This window comes from Caulobacter sp. SRI_014, assembly GCF_057586315.1.
Genome location: NZ_JBYCZQ010000008.1, coordinates 139,847 through 161,316 on the forward strand (window position 1 = coordinate 139,847; position 21,470 = coordinate 161,316).

Annotated in this window: 22 protein-coding genes; 12 read left to right on the forward strand and 10 right to left on the reverse strand. The window is 69.7% G+C overall.

Annotated elements, in window-relative coordinates:
* The first annotated feature begins 8 nt into the window (after nucleotides 1-8).
* Entirely contained in the window at nucleotides 9-353 is a 345-nt protein-coding gene (locus AC2YG9_RS17200) for a hypothetical protein (RefSeq protein ID WP_487299211.1), read from the forward strand.
* A gap of 80 nt (nucleotides 354-433) precedes the next feature.
* On the opposite strand, the gene AC2YG9_RS17205 is transcribed toward AC2YG9_RS17200, so the two are convergent.
* Genes AC2YG9_RS17205 through AC2YG9_RS17235 form a run of 7 tightly spaced genes read right to left on the reverse strand, consistent with a single transcriptional unit; the run spans nucleotide 434 to nucleotide 6,154 of the window.
* Nucleotides 434-1,108, reverse strand: a complete 675-nt coding sequence (locus AC2YG9_RS17205; RefSeq protein ID WP_487299212.1) for a hypothetical protein — start codon at nucleotides 1,106-1,108, stop codon at nucleotides 434-436.
* A complete protein-coding gene (locus AC2YG9_RS17210) occupies nucleotides 1,108-1,632 on the reverse strand; it encodes a hypothetical protein (RefSeq protein WP_487299213.1) in 525 nt (174 codons plus the stop codon). Before AC2YG9_RS17210 ends, AC2YG9_RS17205 begins: the two co-directional genes overlap by 1 nt.
* Nucleotides 1,629-2,408: a hypothetical protein gene (locus AC2YG9_RS17215; RefSeq protein WP_487299214.1), complete on the reverse strand. Its 780-nt coding sequence runs from the start codon at nucleotides 2,406-2,408 to the stop codon at nucleotides 1,629-1,631. Before AC2YG9_RS17215 ends, AC2YG9_RS17210 begins: the two co-directional genes overlap by 4 nt.
* Nucleotides 2,405-2,836, reverse strand: a complete 432-nt coding sequence (locus AC2YG9_RS17220; protein ID WP_487299215.1) for a hypothetical protein — start codon at nucleotides 2,834-2,836, stop codon at nucleotides 2,405-2,407. Before AC2YG9_RS17220 ends, AC2YG9_RS17215 begins: the two co-directional genes overlap by 4 nt.
* Nucleotides 2,837-2,856: 20 nt before the next feature.
* Nucleotides 2,857-3,204, reverse strand: coding sequence for a hypothetical protein (locus AC2YG9_RS17225; protein ID WP_487299216.1), 348 nt, complete (start codon nucleotides 3,202-3,204; stop codon nucleotides 2,857-2,859).
* A gap of 17 nt (nucleotides 3,205-3,221) precedes the next feature.
* Nucleotides 3,222-4,424 carry a type II secretion system F family protein gene (locus AC2YG9_RS17230; RefSeq protein ID WP_487299217.1) on the reverse strand — a complete coding sequence of 401 codons (1,203 nt, stop codon included), beginning with the start codon at nucleotides 4,422-4,424 and terminating at the stop codon, nucleotides 3,222-3,224.
* The gene (locus AC2YG9_RS17235) at nucleotides 4,421-6,154 is read right to left on the reverse strand and encodes a GspE/PulE family protein (protein WP_487299218.1); all 1,734 of its coding nucleotides are present in this window, start codon (nucleotides 6,152-6,154) and stop codon (nucleotides 4,421-4,423) included. The genes AC2YG9_RS17230 and AC2YG9_RS17235 overlap by 4 nt, the downstream gene beginning before the upstream one ends.
* 38 nt (nucleotides 6,155-6,192) lie before the next feature.
* On the opposite strand from AC2YG9_RS17235, the gene gspG reads away from it, so the two are divergent.
* From gspG to AC2YG9_RS17270, 7 genes are all read left to right on the forward strand, one after another.
* Entirely contained in the window at nucleotides 6,193-6,651 is a 459-nt protein-coding gene (gene gspG / locus AC2YG9_RS17240) for a type II secretion system major pseudopilin GspG (RefSeq protein ID WP_487299219.1), read from the forward strand.
* 8 nt (nucleotides 6,652-6,659) lie between these two features.
* The gene (gene gspD / locus AC2YG9_RS17245) at nucleotides 6,660-8,648 is read left to right on the forward strand and encodes a type II secretion system secretin GspD (protein ID WP_487299220.1); all 1,989 of its coding nucleotides are present in this window, start codon (nucleotides 6,660-6,662) and stop codon (nucleotides 8,646-8,648) included.
* On the forward strand, nucleotides 8,635-9,366 hold the full coding sequence (locus tag AC2YG9_RS17250; protein WP_487299221.1) for a PulJ/GspJ family protein: 732 nt from the start codon (nucleotides 8,635-8,637) through the stop codon (nucleotides 9,364-9,366). The genes gspD and AC2YG9_RS17250 overlap by 14 nt, the downstream gene beginning before the upstream one ends.
* Nucleotides 9,345-9,941, forward strand: a complete 597-nt coding sequence (locus AC2YG9_RS17255; RefSeq protein WP_487299222.1) for a prepilin peptidase — start codon at nucleotides 9,345-9,347, stop codon at nucleotides 9,939-9,941. Before AC2YG9_RS17250 ends, AC2YG9_RS17255 begins: the two co-directional genes overlap by 22 nt.
* 39 nt (nucleotides 9,942-9,980) lie before the next feature.
* Nucleotides 9,981-12,656, forward strand: coding sequence for a M1 family aminopeptidase (locus AC2YG9_RS17260; RefSeq protein ID WP_487299223.1), 2,676 nt, complete (start codon nucleotides 9,981-9,983; stop codon nucleotides 12,654-12,656).
* Between the two features lie 122 nt (nucleotides 12,657-12,778).
* Nucleotides 12,779-14,314 (forward strand): acyl-CoA synthetase, encoded by a 1,536-nt coding sequence (locus AC2YG9_RS17265; RefSeq protein ID WP_487299224.1) that lies wholly within the window; start codon nucleotides 12,779-12,781, stop codon nucleotides 14,312-14,314.
* A 219-nt stretch (nucleotides 14,315-14,533) separates the two neighbouring features.
* Nucleotides 14,534-15,409 carry a hypothetical protein gene (locus AC2YG9_RS17270; RefSeq protein WP_487299225.1) on the forward strand — a complete coding sequence of 292 codons (876 nt, stop codon included), beginning with the start codon at nucleotides 14,534-14,536 and terminating at the stop codon, nucleotides 15,407-15,409.
* 3 nt (nucleotides 15,410-15,412) lie between these two features.
* On the opposite strand, the gene AC2YG9_RS17275 is transcribed toward AC2YG9_RS17270, so the two are convergent.
* Nucleotides 15,413-16,483 carry a TIGR03032 family protein gene (locus AC2YG9_RS17275; RefSeq protein ID WP_487299226.1) on the reverse strand — a complete coding sequence of 357 codons (1,071 nt, stop codon included), beginning with the start codon at nucleotides 16,481-16,483 and terminating at the stop codon, nucleotides 15,413-15,415.
* A gap of 55 nt (nucleotides 16,484-16,538) precedes the next feature.
* Nucleotides 16,539-17,357, reverse strand: coding sequence for a helix-turn-helix domain-containing protein (locus tag AC2YG9_RS17280; protein ID WP_487299227.1), 819 nt, complete (start codon nucleotides 17,355-17,357; stop codon nucleotides 16,539-16,541).
* Nucleotides 17,358-17,474: 117 nt separating this feature from the next.
* On the opposite strand from AC2YG9_RS17280, the gene AC2YG9_RS17285 reads away from it, so the two are divergent.
* Nucleotides 17,475-17,921: a MaoC family dehydratase gene (locus tag AC2YG9_RS17285; RefSeq protein ID WP_487299228.1), complete on the forward strand. Its 447-nt coding sequence runs from the start codon at nucleotides 17,475-17,477 to the stop codon at nucleotides 17,919-17,921.
* A 61-nt stretch (nucleotides 17,922-17,982) separates the two neighbouring features.
* On the opposite strand, the gene AC2YG9_RS17290 is transcribed toward AC2YG9_RS17285, so the two are convergent.
* A complete protein-coding gene (locus AC2YG9_RS17290; protein WP_487299229.1) occupies nucleotides 17,983-18,201 on the reverse strand; it encodes a CsbD family protein in 219 nt (72 codons plus the stop codon).
* 159 nt (nucleotides 18,202-18,360) lie between these two features.
* Between AC2YG9_RS17290 and AC2YG9_RS17295 the strand changes: the two genes are divergently transcribed.
* Genes AC2YG9_RS17295 through AC2YG9_RS17305 form a run of 3 tightly spaced genes read left to right on the forward strand, consistent with a single transcriptional unit; the run spans nucleotide 18,361 to nucleotide 21,407 of the window.
* Entirely contained in the window at nucleotides 18,361-20,526 is a 2,166-nt protein-coding gene (locus AC2YG9_RS17295; RefSeq protein ID WP_487299230.1) for a S9 family peptidase, read from the forward strand.
* A 31-nt stretch (nucleotides 20,527-20,557) separates the two neighbouring features.
* Nucleotides 20,558-21,079: an N-acetyltransferase family protein gene (locus AC2YG9_RS17300; RefSeq protein WP_487299231.1), complete on the forward strand. Its 522-nt coding sequence runs from the start codon at nucleotides 20,558-20,560 to the stop codon at nucleotides 21,077-21,079.
* 31 nt (nucleotides 21,080-21,110) lie between these two features.
* Nucleotides 21,111-21,407 carry a hypothetical protein gene (locus tag AC2YG9_RS17305; RefSeq protein ID WP_487299232.1) on the forward strand — a complete coding sequence of 99 codons (297 nt, stop codon included), beginning with the start codon at nucleotides 21,111-21,113 and terminating at the stop codon, nucleotides 21,405-21,407.
* Nucleotides 21,408-21,470 lie beyond the last annotated feature (63 nt).

A 21,470-nucleotide genomic window follows, 5' to 3' on the forward strand; every position in this document is an offset into this window, starting at 1 on the left:
ACCTACAGATGGACAGACGCGCATTTATCGCTGGCGCCGGCGCGATTGCCGCCGTGCCGATGGCCGCTCAGGCCCAAACTGCCGGCAAAGGTGAGATCGTGACGATCCGCGGCTATCTGAAGCGCATCACGACCCACATCTACGCCATCGCGCCGACGGCCCAGAAAACCGACCCCAAGACGACCAACTATGCGGCCTGGCCGACGGACGTGGTCCGGGTCTACCCCAAGGACGCCGGCAAGATGACGCTCGGCCTGGTGACCATCAAAGGCAAGTATTATCGGGGCCGCCAGATGGACGCCTCCAGCCGCACCGTGGCGACTGTGGTCATGACCGACGCCGTCATGGGCTGATACAGCCCTTCGGCCCGAGTTCTGGACGCCGCCCGGTCCGCCGGGCGGCGTTTTGTTTGGGCGCTGGAGCGGAAGGCGCCTTAGTCCGTCAGCTTCGGGATCGGCGTGTAGCCGGGCGGGACGGGCTCGCCGGGAGGGCCGCTCCACCAGCCCTTGCTTCCCTTGGGCGGCGGCGGCAGCGGCTTGCGCTGGCGACTGGGCTTTGGCGGGCCCGCAGATGCAGGCGGGGCGATGGTCCCGCCATCGGCCTTCGGGGCGGTAAAACGGCGCTCGGGGGCGGTCATGGCCGGGCTGAGCGGGCCGCTGCGGGCGGTGAACAGCGCCACCTTCAGGCTCTTGCGGCCCTTGACCAGCCGGGCGTCGCGGCGGCCAAGCGAGACCACCCGCCAGCCGTCAACGCTGTCGCCACGGCGGGCTCGGACGCTCATCCCATTGGACGAGAAATAGCCGGTCAGCGCCCCGTCCTTGCCCATCACCCCGACCAGGACCGGCAGGGCGTCGACCGGCGGCGGCGGCGGGGCGACGGGCGCGCCGGCGGGGTCGGCCTCGGCGCTCAGCGGCGCGCCGGCGGCGGCGAAGCGGGTCATGCGGGCGGCGCTGGAGGCCTCCTCGACGCCGGCGGCCAGGATGCGCGGACCGCTGCTGGCTGGCAGCACGCCTTCGGCGACCGTGTCGCGCTCCTCGCCCGGCCAGAAGGTGATGGCGGCGGCAAGCACCGCGGCGCTGGCCAGGATGATCAGGGGCGGACGAATCATCAGCCGCCCCCCTGGATGGCGACCAGCACGGCCAGATCAGCGCTGATCTCGGCCCCCGGGGCGCCGGGCTCGCCAGTCGCCAGCAGCAGCCGCTCAAGCACCACCGCTTCGCCCCTTTTCTCGATCCAGCGGGCCAGCCGGTCGGCGGCGGGGGCGTCAGCGTAGCCGCGCAGGCCCAGCCGCACGACCTGCAGGTTGGTCCCGCCCGGCCGGCGCTCCAGCACCTCCAGCTCGACGACCTTGATGCCGGCGTCGGTCAGTTCCTGGCGCATGCGTTCGGCGGCGGCCAGCGAGGCCTGGCTGGCCGGGGCGGCGACCAGAGCCTCGCCCGTCATCGCCGCGCCCGTGCGGGCGGTGTAGTCGCGGACCAGACCTTCCTGCAGCGCGGTTTCCTTGTGGGTGGCGCTGAGGTCCTGCAACTGCAGGCCGACCCGCACCGCCAGAAGGGCGGCGACGGCCAGCAGCAGGGCGGCCAGCAATGGCAGCCAACGCTCGGGGATCTGCGGCAAGGTCCGGTCGGTCATTGGCAGACCTCCGGATCCAGAATCACCCGGTTGCCGGCCCCGTTGCCGTTGTCATTGCTGGCCCGCGCCCCCTTGGCGGTCAGGGCCGCCAGCTGCTCGGCGCTCATCGGCTGGGCGAGACCGGCCATCACCTGGCCGTCGGCGGCCGACAGGTCGGTCAGCACCACCTCGCTGCCGGTGGAGGCGAGCGTGTCGAAGGCGCAGTCGACCATCATCGCATGGCGCTGGCCGGCGGCCGTCCGCCAGACCCTTTGCGCATCCCCCTGCAGCCGCACTTGGCGGCTGGTGAAGCGGACGAGATCGGTGGTCGCCTCCAGCCGCGTCTGCGCCGCCTCGACCGACTGGCCAAGGCGCAGGGAGGCGGCGCCCAGCACCAGCACCAGGCCGAGCGCGAAGGCGCAGACGAGTTCGAGGGTCTTGCGGCGGTCGTCCAGAGCTGCGCCGCGGCGATAGGGGTTGTCGAAGCGGAAGTCGAAAGTCTCGCCGTCCAGTTCGCCCCGCAGGTCGACGAAGGCCGGCCCGTGGGCGGCGATGCTGGCCGTCGGGCCGAAGAGGGTGCGTGAAGCGAAGGCGACAGCGAACCGGGTCTGACCGTTGTCGGCCGGCCCGACCGTCTCGACGGCGAAGGCGGTCTGTTCGGCGGGCAAGGGCGAGAGGATGTCCAGCTGCAGGGCCACGGCCTCTCGCGCCGCCTTCAGCGACCCGGTCGGAAGGTCGAGCGGGCGCACGAAGACATTCGCTTCTTCCGCTCTGTCGTCGGCCTCGAACAGGCTCATCGCTTGCCGCAATCCCCCCGCGTCGGATCATAGTTGCAGACCTCCGGGAGATCGCACCGCAGGGCCGCGACCGCAATCGCCGTATCGTCGCGGGCGACCGTCGCCACCGACCAGCCGGACCGTTCGGTCCCGTCCGCCTTGCGGGCGGTGACGATCTCGGCCCGGCTTCCCGAGGGCAGGCCGAGGAAGGGCAGGATGTCCTTCTCCGACTTCAGCCCAACGCCGCCGTTGTCGTCCATGGTCAGCACCAGCCCCGGATTGGCGCAGCGGTCGGCGTTGCGAAGGCTCGCCTGCAACGCCCGGTCCGACAGGTCCGGCCGGCCGAGCGCCATCGCCCGCTGGGTCCAGCCGATGAAGTCAACCTGCAGATAGATCATTGCCGTCATGATCAGCGCCCCGATGCCGATCGCGACCAAGGCTTCTGTCATGGCAAACCCGTTGGCCCGCCTCATTGCGAGCCTCCGACGATGACCGCGTCGATGGCGCTGCGGTCTGGCCGGGCCCCGGCCGTCCAGGTCACTTCCAGCCGCACCTGCTGGGCGCCGTTGGAATTGGCCGCCTCGACCGGCCCGCGCGGCAGCCGCCGCCAGCGATAGCGGCCGGTCTTGCCCGAGGTCATGACGCGCAGATCGGCCGGGGTCGTCAGCCGGGCCTCCTCGTACAGGCGCTCGATAACGGTGGCGGCGGCCATCCGGGCCTGGGCCCGGTCGATGGTCCGGGCCGCCCAGACCAGCAGGGTCAGGGCCAGGGCGCCGGTCAGGGTCGCGAGGCCGAGCGAGACCAGGGCCTCCGCCAATATGAAACCCCGCCGCCTCACAGCTCGACCATATCGCTGATCGACATCAGGCCCTGGAAGACCACCAGGACGATGCCGCCGACCACCAGCCCGATCATCAGCACGATGGCCGGGGTCAGGATCGACAGGAAACGCTCGGTCTTCTCCTGGGCCCGGGCCGACAGGGCGTCGCCCGCTTCGCCAAGAACGCGCGGCAGGTCGGAGGCGCTTTCCCCCACCTTGGTCAGGCCGATCAGCATCGGCGGGGCGAACGAAATGGCCCGAAACACCTCCGACAGCTTGGTCCCTTCACGCAGGCGCGGCTCCTGGGCCTCAAGGGCCAGGCGGACGGGTTCGACCCCGATGGCCTCGACCGAGACGCGGAAGGCGGTGGCCAGCGGCACTCCGGCCCCGATGGCGATCGACAGCCGTTGGGCCAGGCCCCCGAACACGGTGTCGGGCAGGATGCCGAAGCCCGCCCGGGTCAGCATCACCCGGTGCAGCAGGCGGATGGCGACATCGCGGGCCGCCCGCGACAAGGTCAGGGCCAGGGCCAGGATCAGGCCGGCCATGCCGAGGATCGGGGCGGCCGTGCGCAGGATACGTCCGCCGGCCATCACCGCCTTGGTGGTGGCCGGAAGCTCGCCGACTCCGGTGAAGGCGGGCTCCAGGGCCGGCAGCACGGCGAAGGCGAACAGCAGGATGGCCGCCGCCGCCATGGCCATGACGAACAGCGGATAGATGATCATGGTGATCAGCCGAGTGCGGGTCGCCGCCGAGGCCTTCAGGGCCGCCGCGCCGCCGGCCAGGATCTCGGTCAGCCGGCCGGTCGCCTCGCCGGCCTTGGCCAGGGCCTGCAGGTAGCGGCCGGTCTGGCCCGGAATGGCCGACAGCCCGGCTGACAGCGGCCGTCCTGCCATCAGCTCAGCCCGCACATGGGCCGCCAGCCGGGCCAGCACCGGCACCTCCGAGGTGGTCTCGATGATGTGGAGGGTCTGGCCGAGCGACAGGCCGCTCTTGAGGAACCGCGCCAGGTCGGCGGCGAAGGCGGCCCCCTGGGCGTCACTGACCGACAGGCCCGTGCGGGCCGGGGCGAAGGGCGTGGTGCTGGCGGTGATGGCGGTCGGGGTGACCTGCTCGGCCAACAGGTCGTCGCGCACCTGGGCTTCGCTGAGGCCTTCGCGGCGGCCGCGCGCCTGGCGGCCGGCGGCGTCCACCCCCCGCCAGGCGTAGGTCCTCATAGAGAGGTCGCCCGGTAGACATCCTCCAGCGCCACCTCACCCCGAGCGGCGTGGCGCAGAGCGTCATGAGCGAGGGTGGTAAAGTCGGCCCGGTCGGCCAGCTGGCGGCGGATGTCGGCGGTCGGGGCGCCGGTCGAGATCATTCGCTCGATGGCCTCGTCGACGGTGAAGATTTCGCCCAGCGGCGCCCGGCCGACCCGGCCGGCGCCGTTACAGGCCTTGCAGCCGGCCGCCTCATGGAGATGCAGCTCGCCCGCCTTGATGCCATGGGCCTGGAACAGGGTGACTTCGTCCGGCGTCGCCGCGCGCGGCGCCTTGCAGGCTTCGCACAGCCGGGGCGTCAGCCGCTGGGCGGAGGCCCCGATCAGCACGCCGGCCAGCAGGTAGCGCTCCACCCCCATGTCGGCCAGGCGGGCCGGAGCGGTGGCGGCGTCGTTGGTGTGCAGGGTGGCCAGCACGAGGTGCCCCGTCAGGGCGGCCTGCACGGCCAGCCGGGCGGTCTCGCTGTCGCGGATTTCACCGACCAGGATGACGTCAGGGTCGTGGCGCAGGAAGGCGCGCAGAGAGGAGGCGAAGGTGACGCCCGCCGCCTCGTTGACCTGGGTCTGGTTGATGCCGTCGAAGACGTACTCGATCGGATCCTCGATGGTCAGGACCTTGCGTTCCCGCGTCGCCAGCTTGCGCAGGGCGGCATAGAGGGTGGTGGTCTTGCCGCTGCCGGTTGGACCGGTGACCAGGATCAGACCGTAGGGGCGGCGCAGCTGCTGGGCGAAGGTCTCGCGGAAGGCGGCGTCAAAGCCCAGCGAGTCGACCGTGAAATCGACCCCGTGCCGGGTCAGCAGGCGGACCACCGCCGACTCCCCGAACACCGTCGGCGTCGTGGAAATCCTGAGGTCGGTCAGCGCCCCGCGGATCGAAGCCGTCGCCCGACCGTCCTGCGGCGCCCGCACCGAGGCCACGTCGAGGTCGGCCAGAACCTTGATCCGCGCCACCACGCCCGAACCGAAGGCCGCGGCCAGGGGCTCGAGATCGCGCAGGGCCCCGTCGACCCGGATGCGCACCAGGCAGCGGTCGGCCTTCTGTTCCAGGTGGATGTCGCTGGCCCGCTCCTGCAGCGCCCGCTCGAGCAGGCCGTCGAGGTAGCGCACCACCGGGGCGTCGCGGGCGAAGTCGCGCAGGCGTTCGGCGTCCTCCAGCGAGCCGACGTCCGGACCACCGGCCTCCACCTCCGCGGCGACGGCGCGGGTGCGGGCCGCCCGCCACAGGCTGAAGGGGATGGTGCGCAGCTCGACGCTCTTGCCGGCCGCAAAGCGCAGGCCCCGCCGGACTTCCTCGCCGCCGGCGTCGACCAGGCCGACGACCAGGCGGTCGGGATGGTCTTCCAGCACGAGGGCGTGGTTTTCGGCCAGGTACTTCTCGTTCAGCGAGGTGGGGCCAGGGGCCTGCGGCTCGCTCTCGCCGTCCCACAGCGGGGCGTCGTGCAGGGCGGCGCTGGCGGCGGCGATGACGGCGTCCCCGGCCAGGCCCAGCAGGCTGGCGGCCACCGCCGGCGGCTGTCCGGCCGTGGCCACGGCGGCCCGCAGCCGCTCGCGATCGGCGGCCTGCAGGCCCAGCGCCTCGGCGAGCCGTTTGGCGCCCTCGATCCGCGCCTGCGCCAGGGTCGGCAGCGTGGCCCCGAAGTCCGGGCGCGACCTGTCGCCATATGGACTCTGTGAAACGGACTGGGGCATAACCTGCTGCAAGTTCTGGGGGTTGGTCGGTGGGTACAATGGCGGGTTTGGACACCGGCAGGAAGATCAAACAACGCCGCGGTGACCGCGCGCGCCGTGAGGCGGGCTATACCCTGACCGAAATGCTGGTCGTTGTGGCGATCATCGGCCTGATCTCGGCCGTGGTCATTCCCCAGGTCATGGGCCAGATGGGCAAGGCCCAATCACGCGCCGCCAAGCTGAAGGCCCAGACGGTGGCCGCCGCCGTCGAACTCTATTCCGGCGATGTCGGCCATTTCCCGACAAAGGAAGAGGGCCTGATCGCCCTGGTCCAGCGGCCGGGCGGCCTGGACAGCTGGACCGGTCCCTATCTGCGGACCAAGGACGAACTGCTTGATCCCTGGGGCCAGCCGTTCCTGTACACGGTCGGTGAAGGCGGGGGCTTTAGCGTGAGTACGCTCGGCGCCGACAAGAAGCCGGGTGGCGAGGGGGCGGACCGGGACATCTCGGTCCAGTAGAGGGCGATATGAACAAGGCCATTGCCGTCGGCGCCGTCGCGCTGCTGATGCTGCTGGGCGCCTGCGCGAGCGATCCGCGCCGGCCAGGCGGCAGCGCGACCCTGCCGGAGTCGCAGCCCACATCCCCAGCCGCCGAGGCTGCCGCCACCACCCGTGTCGGCGAGGAGCCGCCGCCCGAGCGTCAGGGCTGGCGCGACGACGCGGTCGGCGCCCCGATTTCCGCCGCGCCGCCGGTTCCCTCCAGCGGCTCGACGCAACGCATTCCGATCAACGTCCTGATGGACCGCGCCCCGATCCCGGCCGCCGTCGAGGCGGTGCTCGGCGAGGTGCTCAGCCGGCCGTTCCGCATCGATCCTCAGGTCACCGGCGAGGTCTCGTTCCGCCTGGTCGGCGAGATGACCGAGACCGACATCCTGATCAGCCTGGACCAGGCCCTGCGCAGCGCCAACGCCGCCCTCGTCGCCTCGCCCGGCGGCGGGCTGGCCGTCGTCCCGGCCGGCAATGTGCCGGCCTTCTCGGTGCTGCCCAGCGGGACGTCGCAGCAGCGCAGCTTCTTCGCCGGCGGCACGGCCATCTACCGGGCCCAGAACGTCAGCGCGATGGAGATGGTCCGGGTCCTGACCCCCATTGCCGAGGGCCGCGCCCAGGTGCGGGGCGATTCCACCCGCGAATACGTCTACATCAGTGGTGATCCGGCCACGGTGAACAGCCTGGTGCGCACCGCCGAGCTGTTCGACGTCGAATGGCTGCGCGGCAACAGCTTCCAGTTCTATCCGTTGAAGTACGCCGGGGCCAAAGCCGTGGCCGACGACGTGCGCCGCCTCTACGGCGGGGCCGACGGGCCGATCGGCACCCAGGTCGACATGATCGACATCGAGCGGCTCAACGCCATCATCGTCATCGCCAAGTCGCCAGCCCTGCTGGACCAGACGATGAAGTGGATCGAGCGCCTGGATCAGCCGGCCTCGCCCAGCGAACAGCGGATCCGCGTCGTGCCCCTGTCGAACATCAAGGCCGAGGAGCTGGTCAAGGTGATCGGCGGCTTCTTCGGCGCCGCGCCGCCGCCGCCCGGCGGCCTGGCCGGCCAGGCCGGCGCCGCCGGGTCCTCGCCCAGCGGCGGCCAGGTGACAGCCGATCCACGCAGTAACTCGATCATCCTCTACGCCACCGATGCGGAGTACCAGAACCTGCTGCAGGTCGTGCGCCGCCTCGATGTGCCGCCGCCGCAGATCCTCATCGAGGGCACGGTCGCGGAGGTGCGGCTGAACGACAAGCTGAACCTCGGCGTCCAGTGGTTCCTGCAGAACGATCCCAAGGTCACCGGTGGTTTCGCCACGGTCGGCAACGGCAACCTGGCCCTGACCTTCCCGGGCCTGTCGCTGCAGTACCTGGGCCCCGATATCAAGGTTGCGATCAACGCCCTGTCGTCGGTCACCGACGTCGAGGTGGTGTCGACCCCGCGCCTGCTGGTTCTGGCCAACGAGACCGCCACCCTGCAGGTCGGCGACCAGGTGCCGATCATCACCCAGACCTCGACCGGCGACCAGCAGACCAGCCTGACGGTCAACGCCGTCAGCTATCGCGACACCGGCGTGCTGCTGACCGTCACCCCGCGTGTCGGCGAGGGCGGCCGCATCTTCATCGACATCGAGCAGGAGGTCAGCGACGTATCGGAAACCACCACCTCCGAGATCAACAGCCCGACCATCGCCCAGCGCAAGTTCCGCACCCAGATCGCCGTCGACAACGGCCAGGTCATCGCGCTCGGGGGCCTGATCCGCTCGACCCGCACCAAGGGCGACAGCGGCGTGCCGCTGCTCAGCCAGATCCCGATCGCCGGGGCCCTGTTCCGCGAGCGGGCCAATGTGAAGGGCCGCACCGAACTGGTGGTGTTCCTGAAGGCCACCCTGGTCCGGGACCGGGCCGACGCCGACCGGGTGACCAAGGACATCGCCTCCGGCCTGACAACACTCGGGTTCGGGCGTGACCGCCGGTAGACGATCCTTCAGGGGCTTCACCCTGCCCCTGACGCTGGCGCTGGCGTTCGCGATCATGAGCACGGCGGCCGGGCTGACCGGCCTCGTCACCGTCAAGGCCAAGGCGGCTCGCCAGAAGGACGCCGACCTCTTCGCCCTGATCACCCTGGAGTCGGCGACTCAGGCCGGGCTGGCCCGGCTGGAGAAGGACGGGGCGCCGCAAACCCCGGACTGGGAAGCGAGCGAGCGCCTCAACAATCGCCAGGTCGAGCTGACCTTTTTCGCCCCCGGATACAAACCCGACGCAGGCCAGGATCCCGCCACCGACATCGCCGCCAGGGTGGCCCAGCCGGGGCTGCGAGCCCGGGTCGTCGCCGCCCTGACAAGTCCCGACCCCAAGATCGGACGGATCGGCTTCATCCGGCTGAGCGACTTCCTGAAGGCAGCCCAGGTCTCACCGTCGGAAGAGGATTGCCTGCGCGCCCTGCTCACCCTCGGCCGCCAGGGACCAACCCCGCAACCGATGCCTCCGGCGACCGCCCTTTCGCCGCAGATCACCCCGCTGCTGCCCGGAGACAGCATCGAGCTGCGGGCCGTCATCCGCACCGACCGCTACAGCGACGTCCTCTGGCAGCGGGTCCGTTACACCGGGACCCCCGGCCAGCCCTGGCACATCCACGACTGGCGCCGTCTGCGCCTGGCCCCAGGCGCCGTGCTGTGCAAGCCGCCGCAAGCCTGATCGCCCCCTTCCTGGCCCTGGGAGCCTTGGCCATGGGTGCGCTTGCCGCCGCCCTGGGCCTGGCCTGGCCCGCCTGGCCGAGGCTGACCGGCGCCCGGTCGCGGGCCCTTTGGGTCGCCGCCGGCCTGGTTCTGGCCTTCGCCGCCTTGGCGCCCTTCGGCCGCTGGTCGCTGCTGCCGGCCGGCGCGGCGCTGATCTACCTCGCCCTCACGGACCTGCGCCGGTTCTCGCTGCCCTGGGCCGGCCTGGCGGCTCTGGCGCTTGCCGTCGGCCTGGACATCGCGCTTCACCAGGACACGGCAAGGGAGCGGCTGTCCGTCGGGATCGTCACCGGCCTGTTCCTGTTCAGCATCCGCCACTGGTCGGGCAGGCCGCCAAAGCTCGGCTTCGGAGACGTCCTGTTGGCCGCCATGGCCGCCGCCCTGGTCGGTTGGCGGGAGGCCGTGGTGATGCTGGCCCTGGCCGCCTTCGCGCCCCTGTTGCTGCAGAGGCTTCAGCGCCGCCAGGGTCCTGTGCCCTTCGGCTTCTGGCTGTCGCTGGCCGCCCTGCCCTTCGCCTTCCTTGGCCTCGCCTGAGCGATGGACAGCGCCAGGATTTCCGACACAAGGTCGGGCGTGACGCCACTCCGCTACCGCCTGCATCTGACGCCCAACGCTGACGCCGGAACCTTCACCGGCGCGCTGACCCTCGACGCCGCGGGGGCCGCGCGGCTCGAAACCATCAGCCTCGATTGCCTCGGTCTCGATATCGAGGCGGCCTCGATCGACGGCGTGCCCGCAACCTGGCGCCAGGACGGCGGCAAGCTGCATCTGATCCCCGCCGTCCCGGCCGGCGATGTGATCAGCATCCAGATCGCCTACGCCGGTCGCCTGTCCCACGCGCCGCGCGGCCTCTATCGCGGCGACGGTTTCATCGCCAGCCAACTGCAGCCGAACCACGCCCGCTGGGTCTTTCCCTGTCTCGACGATCCCGGCCTGCGGGCCGTCTTCGAGCTCAGCGTCGCGGTTCCGGACGGTCAGACCGCCCTGTCCAACTCCGCCGTCGTCCGCCATGAGGCCGGCGTCGCCACCTTCGCCCCGACCCCTCCGCTGCCGACCCACCTGATGGCCGTAGCCCTCGGCGCCCTCCACGCCACCCGCGACGGTCCGGTCAGCCTCAACACTCTCGAGCCCGGCCCCAACGACGCCTGGGTGCTGCGGACCGCCGTCGCTGCCCTCGCCTTCTTCGGCGACTGGCTGGGTGTTCCCTATCCCTTCGCCAAGCTCGACCTCGTCCTCCTGCCCGAAATTGGCGTCGCCGGCATGGAGAACACCGGGGCCATCTTCCTGCGCCGGGCGTCCCTGACCCGGCCGACCCGCGAGGCCGCCACTCTCATCGCCCATGAGATCGCTCACCAGTGGTTCGGTGGTCTGGTCACCCCGGCTGGCTGGGACGAGCTTTGGCTCAACGAGGGCTTCGCCACCTGGCTGGCGCCCAAGGCGGTGGCCGCCGACCTCGCCGACGAGCCCGCCGAGGTCGCCGCCCTGCGCGCCGCTCTGGCCGCCGACAGCGGTCCGGGCGCCCGGCCCCTGAGCGGACCGCCCCCCGACGATCCAGCCGGCCTCTTCGACGTCCTCACCTACCGCAAGGGCGCGGCCCTGCTGCGCATGCTCGAGGGCTGGATGGGCGAGGCGGCGATGCGCAGCGGCCTTGGCCGGTATCTCAGGGATCACGCGCTCGGCGTCGTCCGCTCAGATGACCTGTGGGCCGCTCTCGAGACCGCCAGCGGCAAGCCCGTCGCCGCCATGGCCGGCGACTTTGTCCGCCGCACAGGTCCAACGCGCATCGCCCTGCATTGGGAAGGCTCCACCGTCCACATTTCCCAGCCCGACGACGACCCGGTCACCCTCCCCGTGCGCCTGCGCATCGCCACCGACGCCGGCGAGGTCCACGACACCGTCCTGCTCGAGGGACGGACCGCCAGCCTCACCCTGCCTGCCGAAGTCCGGTACGCCTGCGCCGACGGCTATTTCCGCACCCACTACCCGGCCGGCGCGCCGCCGCCGAACGCCCTTTCCGAGTCCGAGGCCATCGTTCTCATCGAAGACGCCTGGCTGGACCTGTGGGCCGGCGAGACCGACCTGCCGGCCTTCCTCGACCTCGCCCGCCAGGCGCTCACCGCCGGCCGCGCGGTCAGCGTCCTTCGCGCTCATCTCGCCGACCTGCGCGACCTGCTGGCCGGCGGAGCCCGCGGACCGCTGTACGACGCCTGGCTGGCCAGGCTCGACCCGCCATCCCCCACCCCCGCCTTCGCCGAACTCAAGAGCCGCCTGACGGACGACGAGGATGCAGCCCTCGCCGGTCTCTGCGCCATTACCGACCCGGAAGCCCTGCCGGACCAGCTGGCCCTGTTCGACCGCTGGCCCGTGCTTGCCGCCGAGGGCCTGCTGGCCAACCCTGCCGTCCGCGCCGCCGCCTGGAGTCACATCAAGGCCCATTGGAACCAACTGGGTGAGGCGGTGCAGGGTCTCGGCGGCAGAGGCCTGGTCGCCGGCCTGGCGGCCTTCCACGATCCGGCGGCGGCGGGCGACATCGTGCGCTTCTTCCATGACCGCAAGGCGCCCCCGGGACTGGCCGGCGCCCTGCAGCGGATCGCCGGCCGCACGGGATTCCGCGCCTGGGCGCAGACGGCGATGGACGCCTTCCTGATCCGTCAGGGAATCGACAATCCAGCGGGCGACGGTCAACCCATGCTGGCGGCCATGGTCGCCGGCTTTCAGGGGGCCCTGGTCCAGCGCACGATGCTCGCCGATCAGGGGCTCCCGGTCGCGCCCTGGATGCACACGCCCGAGAACCTTCGCGGCGCGCTCGGGGCCATCGAACGGACTTGGCTTCAAAGCCTCCGCGGCGAGGCGCCTCCGCCGCGCGATCTCGCCATGCGCCTGATCGAGGATCTTGAGGCCGCCGCGGCCGACCTGGCACGCCTGGGCGGGAAGCTGGCTGACAATCGCGATCCCGCGGCGGCGAGGAGCGTTATCGCCGGCCTCGCGCGGGCGGCAATCACGGCAGAGCGGCGGGCCGAACTGGCTGTCCTGGCCGCCGCTGTTATCGACAACGGGACATCCGCTGCCCCCCTGAGAGCCGCCTTGGCCGAACGGCGGGCCGAAAGCGCCGCGACCCGCGCCTGGACCCTCAGTGCGCCGGACGTCCTCACCCGCTTCCAGCGCCTGGACCTGCGCAAGTCGGCGGGTCTGGCCGCGACGACCTTGCGCGATCTGGCCCGCGAGATGCGAACTGCCCTGCAGGGATGAAGAAACTGCGGCCCCCTGCCGCGACGGCGCCCTTGAGCCCGAGCCCGCAACGCGCTTCTATTCGCGCTTCAAGTGAACACCGATAACCCGGCGCCAAGACCGGGGGTCCCCGAGGAAGCACCATGCACCCCAGCCATTACGCCAAGAGCCACCCCGACCGCGCCGCCTACATCATGGCGGGGACCGGCGAGACGGTGACCTACAAGCAGCTCGACGAGCGCTCCAATCAGGGCGCGCAGCTGTTCCGGTCGCTGGGCCTGGGGGTCGGCGACGTGATCGCCGTCTGCATGGACAACAACGCCCGCTACTTCGAGATCGCATGGGCCGGCCAGCGCTCGGGGCTCTACTACACCTGCATCTCGTCCAAGCTGACGGCCGGCGAGATGGAGTACATCCTGCGCGACTGCGGGGCCAAGGTGCTGATCACCTCCTCGTCCATGGGCGAGCTGGCCGACGAGGTGGCGGCCCTGGTCCCGGACCTGAAGCTCTACATGGTCGGCGGCCAGCGCGGCCCCTACGAGAGCTTCGAGGCCGCGCGCGATAAGATGCCGACGACGCCGGTCGCCGATGAAACCGCCGGCTCCGACATGCTCTACAGCTCCGGCACTACCGGCCGGCCCAAGGGCGTCAAGCCGGCCCTGACCGGCAACCCGATCGATATGCCCAACCCCCTGTCGATGATGACCCAGGGCCTGTTCGGCTTCCAGGAAGGCTGCATCTACCTCTCGCCGGCGCCGCTGTACCACGCCGCCCCGCTGCGCTGGTGCATGAGCGTCCACAAGCTGGGCGGCACCGTCATTGTCATGGAGAAGTTCGATCCGGAGACGGCGCTGGCCCTGATCGAGAGGTACAAGATCGACTGCGGCCAGTTCGTGCCGACCCACTTCGTGCGCATGCTGAAGCTGCCTGAAGAGGTGCGCGCCAAGTACGACATCAGCTCGATGAAGTCGGCCGTTCACGCCGCCGCCCCCTGCCCGGTGCCGGTCAAGGAGCAGATGATCGCCTGGTGGGGCCCGGTGATCCACGAGTACTACGCCGGCACCGAGGGCAACGGCTTCTGCTACATCGGCAGCGCCGACTGGCTGGCCCACAAGGGTTCGGTCGGCAAGGCGGTGCTGGGCGAGCTGCGCATCTGCGACGAGGAGGGCGACCCCCTGCCGCCGCGCGCCGAAGGTCAGGTCTATTTCGAGAACGGCCCGCCCATCAACTACCACAACGACCCGCAGAAGACCGCCGACAGCTACAACAAGCATGGCTGGACGAGCCTGGGCGATGTCGGCTGGATGGACGAGGAAGGCTTCCTCTACCTGACCGACCGCAAGAGCTTCATGATCATTTCGGGCGGGGTGAACATCTATCCGCAGGAGATCGAGAACCTGCTGGTCACCCACCCCAAGGTCACCGACGTGGCCGTGGTCGGCGGGCCCCACGAGGAGATGGGAGAGCAGGTGATCGCCGTCATCCAGCCGGCCACCGGCGAGGGCGACGCGGAACTGGCGGCCGAACTGCTGGCCTTCTGCCGCGCCAACCTCAGCCACGTGAAGACGCCCCGCGTTATCGACTTCATGGCCGAGCTGCCGCGCCACCCGACCGGCAAGCTCTACAAGCGCCTGATCCGTGACGCCTACTGGGGCAAGACCGACGCCAAGATCGTTTGACCCCGCGCGATCTGTACGCGGCGTCAAACCCAAACTGCGTCCGACGGCTTTTAGGGGAGCTCAGTTGTTCCTGAAGCGCGGCAAGCTATCTCAATGGGCTAACGACGTTTATTTCTGATCAGAGGTCTGGTTGCTCCGTCGCGGAAAGCGTTTCGCGGCGGTCCGGGTAGAATTGGTGTTCGTGTGACGGGTGAGCTTGGCAAAGAGACCGCAGGCCAGATGGCCGATCTCGTGCTCGAAGTCCTCGACCAGGCGCGCATGGACGCCATGATCGCCCATCCCCGCTTCGCGTCGGCCAGCCTGGCCTTGCTCGACAACTGGGGTCCGCACGCCGAGGACGACGCCTCGATGACGCGCACCCTGCGCGACGTCGGCCACTACATGGCCGGCATCTGGGCCCTGGCCCTGCATGGGTCGCTGGAGGGTCTGACCCACACCACCCTCAGCGCCCTCGTCGAACCCCTGGGCTTCGGCAGCCGCACCCGCGTTCACGCCATGCTGGTCTATCTGCAGGTCATCGGCCTGATCCGGCCGACGGCGGCGCGTGGCGATGGCCGTTTCAAGCGCTATGCCCCGACGCCGGCTCTCGAGGCCCTGTTCCGCGCCCGCTTCCGGCGCGAACTGGCCCTGTGCACGCCGCTGGCGCCCAAGGCCCAGTCGGTGCTCGACCGCTGGGACGAGCCGGGCGTGTTCGAAGAATTCATGGCCGCCACGGGCCGGTTCATGGCCGGCAGCTTCCTGGCCTATGACCGCAAGGCCCCCAACCTCGACGGCATCTCGCAGCGCAACGCCGGCCTGACGGTGATGGGCCAGCTGGTTGTCATGGCCGGCGACGGTTTTCCGCCAAGGGGGTCGGCCGAGATCAACCTCAGTGAATTGGCCAAGCGCAGCGGGGTCTCGCGCCAGCACGCCCGCAACATCCTGAAGGTCGGCGAACAGGCCGGCTTCTGGCGCAACAGTTCCGACGCCCGGCTGAGCTTCACTGACAGCTTCGACCTGCAGATCCGGGTGCTGATGGCCTCCTACGTCCTGCACCTGGGCTGGTGCGGCGAGCAGGCCCTGGCCGCCGTCGACGGCCGCAGAACAGCCGCCTGAGGTCTAGACCTCTTCGTCGATGCTGATGACCCGGCGCACGTCGTCGCCGATCAGGCCGATGGCCGAGGGGTTGCGCACGCCGGGCAGGGCGACGACGTCGAACAGCTCCTTCACCACGCCCTCGATCCGCACCCATTCGACGGTGTCGCCGCTCTCGGTATCGATCACCAGGATGCCGCAGCGGGCCACGGCGTCACGGCTGGCCAGCGCCTGGTCCAGCGGCAGCCCGCTGAAGGTCCGGTTCTCGCGGGCCTGCGACAGGCCGACCAGGGCGTACTTGCCGATGAACGACAGGCCGCGCGCATAGCCGGGACAGAAGGCCACCGACTTGAAGGCGCTGGTGTCGGGATCGATGAAGCCCAGTTCGCCGGCGCCGGAGTTCAGCACCCACAGCTTGCCGTCATGGATGCGCGGCGAGTGGGGCATCGACAGGCCCTCGACCACCCGCTCGTTGTTGGTCACGTCCATGATCATGCCGCCGTCCGAGCGGCGATCGCGCCAGCCGTCGGCGACGTCGGACTTCGAGACCATGGTCACATAGCGCGGACGGCCGTTCTCCATGGCCAGGCCGTTCATGTGGCAGCGGTCTTCCGGGGCCAGCTTGGTTATGAACGGCGGCTTCCAGAGCGGCTTGAAGCTGAAGCCCTCGCTGATCGTCGCCAGGCAGGAGAACAGGGTGTTGACGAAGACGATGTTCCCGTCGGCGTCGAAGGCGATGTCATGGGCGTCGACGTCGCCCGTGATCCAGCTGACGCGCGGGCTGTAGACGGCATCATGCGGGCCGCTCATCTGGCCCGGCGGCAGGACATTGTCGAAGCGGTAGATCTGGTAGTGAGTGGCCAGCGCCAGTTTGCGGGCGTCGTCACTCCGGGCCAACCCCATGCAGCGGGCGAAGGTGCGCTCGAACACGGCGATGCGGCCGGGCTCCTTGATCCCCAGGAAGAAGATCTTGCCCGCCTGATAGGTGGTGAAGCTGATCGACGATCCCATGCGCGCCAGCCAGTCGGGGAACCCCCGGGAGGTGGTCAGGGCGAAAGCTTCCTGGGGCGGGGCGGCGGTCGTCGTATCGGTCATGGCGCACACTTGGCACACCGCACGCGCACTGACGAGTGGAAGAATCCGTCTCCTTTCAGGCCGCCGTCGCCTTTGCGGCGCGCGCGGCGGCCGCCTCGGTCATCACCCGGGCGGTGTGCTCATCTGCGGCGAAGAAGGTCTCCAGCACCAGTTCCGACAGGGTGACGTCCACCGCCGTGCCGAACAGGGTGGTGGTCGAGATGAAGCTGAGCGGCCCGTAGGGGCTGGACATGCGCAGGGGCACCGCAACGCCGCCGTAGTCGGGGCCGTAGGCCCGACCGACCGCCGCCGGCGGAGCGGGAAAGGCCGCCAGCTCGGCCAGCAAGGCCGCCAGCACCGGATCGGCGCTGGCCGCCAGGTCGCGCCGCAGCCGGTCCAGCACATGGCCGCGCCATTCGACCAGGTTGAGGATGCGCGAGGCCAGGCCCCCCGGATGCAGGCTGGCGCGCAGCACATTGACCGGCGGGGTCAGCAGCTCCAGCGCCAGCCCGACCATCAGATGCTGCGCCGCCTGGTTGGCGGCCAGCAGGTTCCAGTGGCGGTCGACCAGCAGGGCCGGGTGCGGTTCGTGGCCGGCCATGATCAGGTCTACGGCCCGGCGGGCGGCGGCCAGCTGCGGATCGTCCAACGACCGCTGCGGGAAGACAGCGGCGAAGCCGGCGGCGGTCAGCAGCTGGTTGCGCTCGCGCAGCGGCAGCTCCAGCCGTTCGGCCAGGTTCAGCACCATCTCGCGGCTGGGGCGCGATCGGCCGGTCTCCAGGAAGCTCATGTGGCGCGGCGAAATCTCCGCCTCGAGCGCCAGATCCATCTGGGTCATGCGCCGCCGGCCGCGCCAGTCGCGGACGAGGTCGCCGAAGGTCTGCTGCGTGCTCATGATCGGAGCCTAACCCGACAGCCTGCGTCTCTCCATGACCTGACGGGTAATCGGCTTGAGGCCGCCGCCGAGGCGTGGCACACCCTCAAACAACTGTTCAACAAAGGGGCAAGCGCCATGAAGGAAGTCGACATCAAGGACATCGGCACGCTGGTCGGCCAGGAAATCGGCGTCAGCGACTGGGTCGAGATCACCCAGGAGCGGGTCAACCAGTTCGCCGAGGCGACCGGTGACCACCAGTGGATCCACGTCGACGTCGAGCGCGCCACCCGTGAGATCGGCGGCCCGATCGCCCACGGCTACCTGACCCTGTCGCTGATCCCCTTCCTCGGCGCCGGCCTGCTGCGCGTCACCGGCGTCACCCGGGGCATCAACTACGGCTCGGACAAGGTGCGTTTCACCAACATGGTCCGTGTCGGCAAGAAGGTGCGCATGCGCCAGAAGCTGCTGGCCGCCGAGCCCAAGGCGGGCGGGATCCAGATGAAGAACGAATGCACCATCGAGATCGAGGGCGAAGAGCGCCCGGCCTGCGTCGCCGAGACCATCTCGGTCATCTACGGCTGATCGGCGCACATCATCAAAGTACGAACGGCCGCCCCTCGGGGCGGCCGTTCTGCTTTGAGAGCTAGCTGCGGAAGCTCTTGTCCTCGGCGTGGCGCGCTTCGAAGGCACGGATTTCTTCCTCCGCCTTGTCCTTGGCGTAGCCGTAGCGTTCCTGGATCTTGCCGTGCAGCTGGTCGCGCTTGCCGGCGATCACGGTCAGGTCGTCATCGGTCAGCTTGCCCCACTGTTCCTTGGCCTTGCCGGCGAATTCCTTCCAGGAGCCTTCGATACGATCCCACATGGGCTGATCCTTTCACGCTGCGCCGGCGATGATCGCCGGCCGGACCATGAAAACCCCTTCATGTTGGGGTCCGTTCCGTTGACCATTCGCGCCGTGTCGGGCCAAGGTCGGCGCCAATGCCGGATGCCCGGCCTTTTCACACCTCCAGAGTGTCTCCATATGAACCGTCGTGAAATCCTGGCGGCCGGCGCCGCCGCCACAGCCCTCCTTCCTGGTCAGGTCATGTCCGCAACCAAGCCCAAGCCCGTGCCTCCCGTCGTCAAGAAGGAGCCGAAGGTCATCGAACAGCTCGGCCGCAAGCGGACCGATGACTATGCCTGGATGAAGGACGACAACTGGCAGAAGGTCCTGCGCGACCCGACCATCGTGAAGGCCGACGTCAAGGAGCACCTGACCGCCGAGAACGCCTACACCAAGGCCATGCTGTCCTCGACCGAGGACCTGCAGACAAAAATGTTCGAGGAAATGAAGGGCCGCGTGAAGGAGGACGACGCCTCCGTTCCCGCCGGCGACGGCCCCTGGGAATACTACACCCGGTTCAACAAGGGCGGTCAGCACCCACTCTTCTGCCGCCGGCCGCGCGGCAAGACCGATGGCGAGCAGATCCTGCTCGACGCCGACGCCCTGGCCAAAGGCAAGGCCTACTCCGAAGTCGCCGCCACGGCCCACTCGAGCGACCACAAGCTGTTCGCCTACGCCGAGGATGCGCAGGGCTCGGAGTTCCACACCATCGTCGTCAAGGACCTGGAGACCGGCAATCTGGTCGGCGAGCCCATCGCGGCCGGCTATGGCGACGTGACCTTCTCGCCCGACGGCGCCTGGCTGTTCTGGACCCACCGCGACGAGGAAGGCCGGCCCAGCAAGATCTTCCGCCGCCCGGCGCGGGGCGGCGAGGCGACCCTGGTCTATGAAGAGACCGACGAAGGCATGTTCATGGGCGTCGGCACGACCGCCTCTGACGCCTACATCGCCATCGGCATCGGCAACCAGGAGACCAGCGAACTTCGCCTGATCCCCGCCGAGACCCCGACCGCCACCCCGGTGGTGTTCGCCGCCCGCCAAACCGGCGTCCTCTATGACGTCGAGCATTGGGACGGCAAGTTCGTCATCCGCACCAACGCCGGCGGCGCCGTCGACTTCAAGCTCTGCACCGCCGAGCCGGGCAAGACCGCCCAGGCCGACTGGAAGGACTGGGTCGCCCACACCCCCGGCCGCTTCATCGTCGGCATCGGCGCCTTCAAGGACCACCTGGTCCGCATCGAGCGGGTCAACGCCAACAACTCGATCATCATCACCAAGCGGGCCGACAAGTCCGAGCACGCCATCGCGGTGGACGAGAAGGCCTATGTGCTGGGCATCGACGGCGGGTTCGAGTTCGACACCCCGGTGATGCGCTACACCTACACCTCGCCGACCACACCCCGGCAGTGGTTCGACTACGACATGGAGGCGCGCACCAAGACCCTGCGCAAGACCCAGGAAATCCCCTCGGGTCATGATCCGTCGAAGTACGTTGTCGACCGCGTCTACGCCAAGGCCAGCGACGGCGCCGAGGTGCCGATCACCGTCCTGCGCCGCAAGGATGTGGCCCTCGACGGCAAGGCGCCGCTGCTGGTCTACGGCTACGGGTCCTACGGCATCCCGCAGGAGCCGGGTTTCTCTATCCGCAACTTCAGCCTCGTTGATCGTGGCTGGATCTGGGCCATCACCCACATCCGGGGCGGTTCGGACAAGGGCTGGGGCTGGTTCCAGGACGGGCGGAAGTTCAAGAAGAAGAACACCTTCACCGACTTCATCGCCTGCACCGAGCACCTGCAGAAGAACGGCTACGGCAAGCCGGCGAAGACGGTGGCCTACGGCGGTTCAGCCGGCGGCCTCTTGGTGGGCGCCGTCATCAACATGCGGCCCGACCTCTACACCGGCATCATCGCCGCGGTGCCCTTCGTCGATGTCATCAACACCATGAGCGACACCAGCCTGCCGCTGACCCCGCCGGAGTGGCCCGAGTGGGGCAATCCGATCGAGGACGCCGCCGCCTACGACTACATGATGAGCTACAGCCCCTACGACAACGTCGGCAAGAAAGCCTATCCCAGCGTGCTGGCGACCGGGGGCCTGTCCGACGGGCGGGTCACCTACTGGGAGCCGGAGAAGTGGGCCGTGAAGCTGCGTGAGCACACCACCAGCGGCAATCCCATCCTCTTGAAGATCAACATGGAGGCCGGCCACGGCGGCGCCTCGGGCAGGTTCGACTTCCTCAAGGAGATCGCGCTCGACTACGCCTACGCCGTCTGGGCCGTCGAGAAGGGCTGGACCCGCGCGTGAGCCTGCTCACGCGACCCTTGGGAGGGACTCCTTGATCGTAAGGGACGCGACCGAGGCCGACGCAGGGGCGCTCGCCGCCATCTACGGCGACGCCTGCCTGCACGGCTTCGGCACCTTCGAAGAAGAGGCGCCGGAGCCCGCCGAGATGGCCCGGCGCATGGCCGAGGTGCATGACCTTGGCCTGCCCTACCTGGTCGCCGAGGACGGCGGCCAGGTGGTCGGCATGTGCTACGCCAAGCCGTTCCGGCCCCGCTCGGCCTATCGCTTCACCGTCGAGGACAGCGTCTATGTCGCCCCCGGCCAAGCCGGCAAAGGGGTCGGCCGCCTGATGCTGGCCGAACTGATCCGCCGCTGCGAGGCCATGGGCCTGCGCCAGATGACCGCCGTGATCGGCGACAGCGACAACGCCGGCTCTCTCGGACTGCACGCCGCCCTGGGGTTCGAGCACATGGGCGTCTTCCGGTCGGTCGGCCGCAAGCACGGCCGCTGGGTCGACATCGTCTTCATGCAGCGCCCCCTCAACGGCGGCGACGCCACGCCGCCGGCCACTTGAGCCAGCGGACCAACGGGCCTATCTGAGCCCCATGGCCTTCGCCCGCACCCTGCTGCTGATCCTGACGGCGATGATCTTCGCCTTCGGCGGCCTGGCGCGCGCGGGTGAAGCCCCGACGGCTGAGCCGCCCTGTCACGAGGCGCCGGCCCAGCATCCCGACAAGGCCACCCTGGCCATGAGCTGCTGCGTCGGCTGCATGCCGGCCCCGAACCTGCTGCCCGCGCCGGTCGGGTCCGCGACAGCGGTTGCGCCGGCGAACTACGTCGTCGCAAGCCCGACCCTGATGGGCCGTCCCCTCGCTCCGGACACCCCGCCTCCCCGCGCCTGATCCGTCCCTTTCACGGTCGCCACGCGCGTCCCCTCGGATCATGATCAAGCAAACAAGGAGGAG

Coding starts and splice junctions, on each gene's coding strand:
- AC2YG9_RS17200 (WP_487299211.1), top strand. CDS start 9: ATGGACAGACGCGCATTTATCGCTGGCGCCGGCGCGATTGCCGCCGTG.
- AC2YG9_RS17285 (WP_487299228.1), top strand. CDS start 17,475: ATGAAGGAAGTCGACATCAAGGACATCGGCACGCTGGTCGGCCAGGAA.
- AC2YG9_RS17275 (WP_487299226.1), bottom strand. CDS start 16,483: ATGACCGATACGACGACCGCCGCCCCGCCCCAGGAAGCTTTCGCCCTG.
- AC2YG9_RS17270 (WP_487299225.1), top strand. CDS start 14,534: ATGGCCGATCTCGTGCTCGAAGTCCTCGACCAGGCGCGCATGGACGCC.
- gspD (WP_487299220.1), top strand. CDS start 6,660: ATGAACAAGGCCATTGCCGTCGGCGCCGTCGCGCTGCTGATGCTGCTG.
- AC2YG9_RS17215 (WP_487299214.1), bottom strand. CDS start 2,408: ATGAGCCTGTTCGAGGCCGACGACAGAGCGGAAGAAGCGAATGTCTTC.
- AC2YG9_RS17220 (WP_487299215.1), bottom strand. CDS start 2,836: ATGACAGAAGCCTTGGTCGCGATCGGCATCGGGGCGCTGATCATGACG.
- AC2YG9_RS17280 (WP_487299227.1), bottom strand. CDS start 17,357: ATGAGCACGCAGCAGACCTTCGGCGACCTCGTCCGCGACTGGCGCGGC.
- AC2YG9_RS17230 (WP_487299217.1), bottom strand. CDS start 4,424: ATGAGGACCTACGCCTGGCGGGGGGTGGACGCCGCCGGCCGCCAGGCG.
- AC2YG9_RS17295 (WP_487299230.1), top strand. CDS start 18,361: ATGAACCGTCGTGAAATCCTGGCGGCCGGCGCCGCCGCCACAGCCCTC.
- AC2YG9_RS17290 (WP_487299229.1), bottom strand. CDS start 18,201: ATGTGGGATCGTATCGAAGGCTCCTGGAAGGAATTCGCCGGCAAGGCC.
- AC2YG9_RS17205 (WP_487299212.1), bottom strand. CDS start 1,108: ATGATTCGTCCGCCCCTGATCATCCTGGCCAGCGCCGCGGTGCTTGCC.
- AC2YG9_RS17305 (WP_487299232.1), top strand. CDS start 21,111: ATGGCCTTCGCCCGCACCCTGCTGCTGATCCTGACGGCGATGATCTTC.
- gspG (WP_487299219.1), top strand. CDS start 6,193: ATGGCGGGTTTGGACACCGGCAGGAAGATCAAACAACGCCGCGGTGAC.
- AC2YG9_RS17265 (WP_487299224.1), top strand. CDS start 12,779: ATGCACCCCAGCCATTACGCCAAGAGCCACCCCGACCGCGCCGCCTAC.
- AC2YG9_RS17235 (WP_487299218.1), bottom strand. CDS start 6,154: ATGCCCCAGTCCGTTTCACAGAGTCCATATGGCGACAGGTCGCGCCCG.
- AC2YG9_RS17210 (WP_487299213.1), bottom strand. CDS start 1,632: ATGACCGACCGGACCTTGCCGCAGATCCCCGAGCGTTGGCTGCCATTG.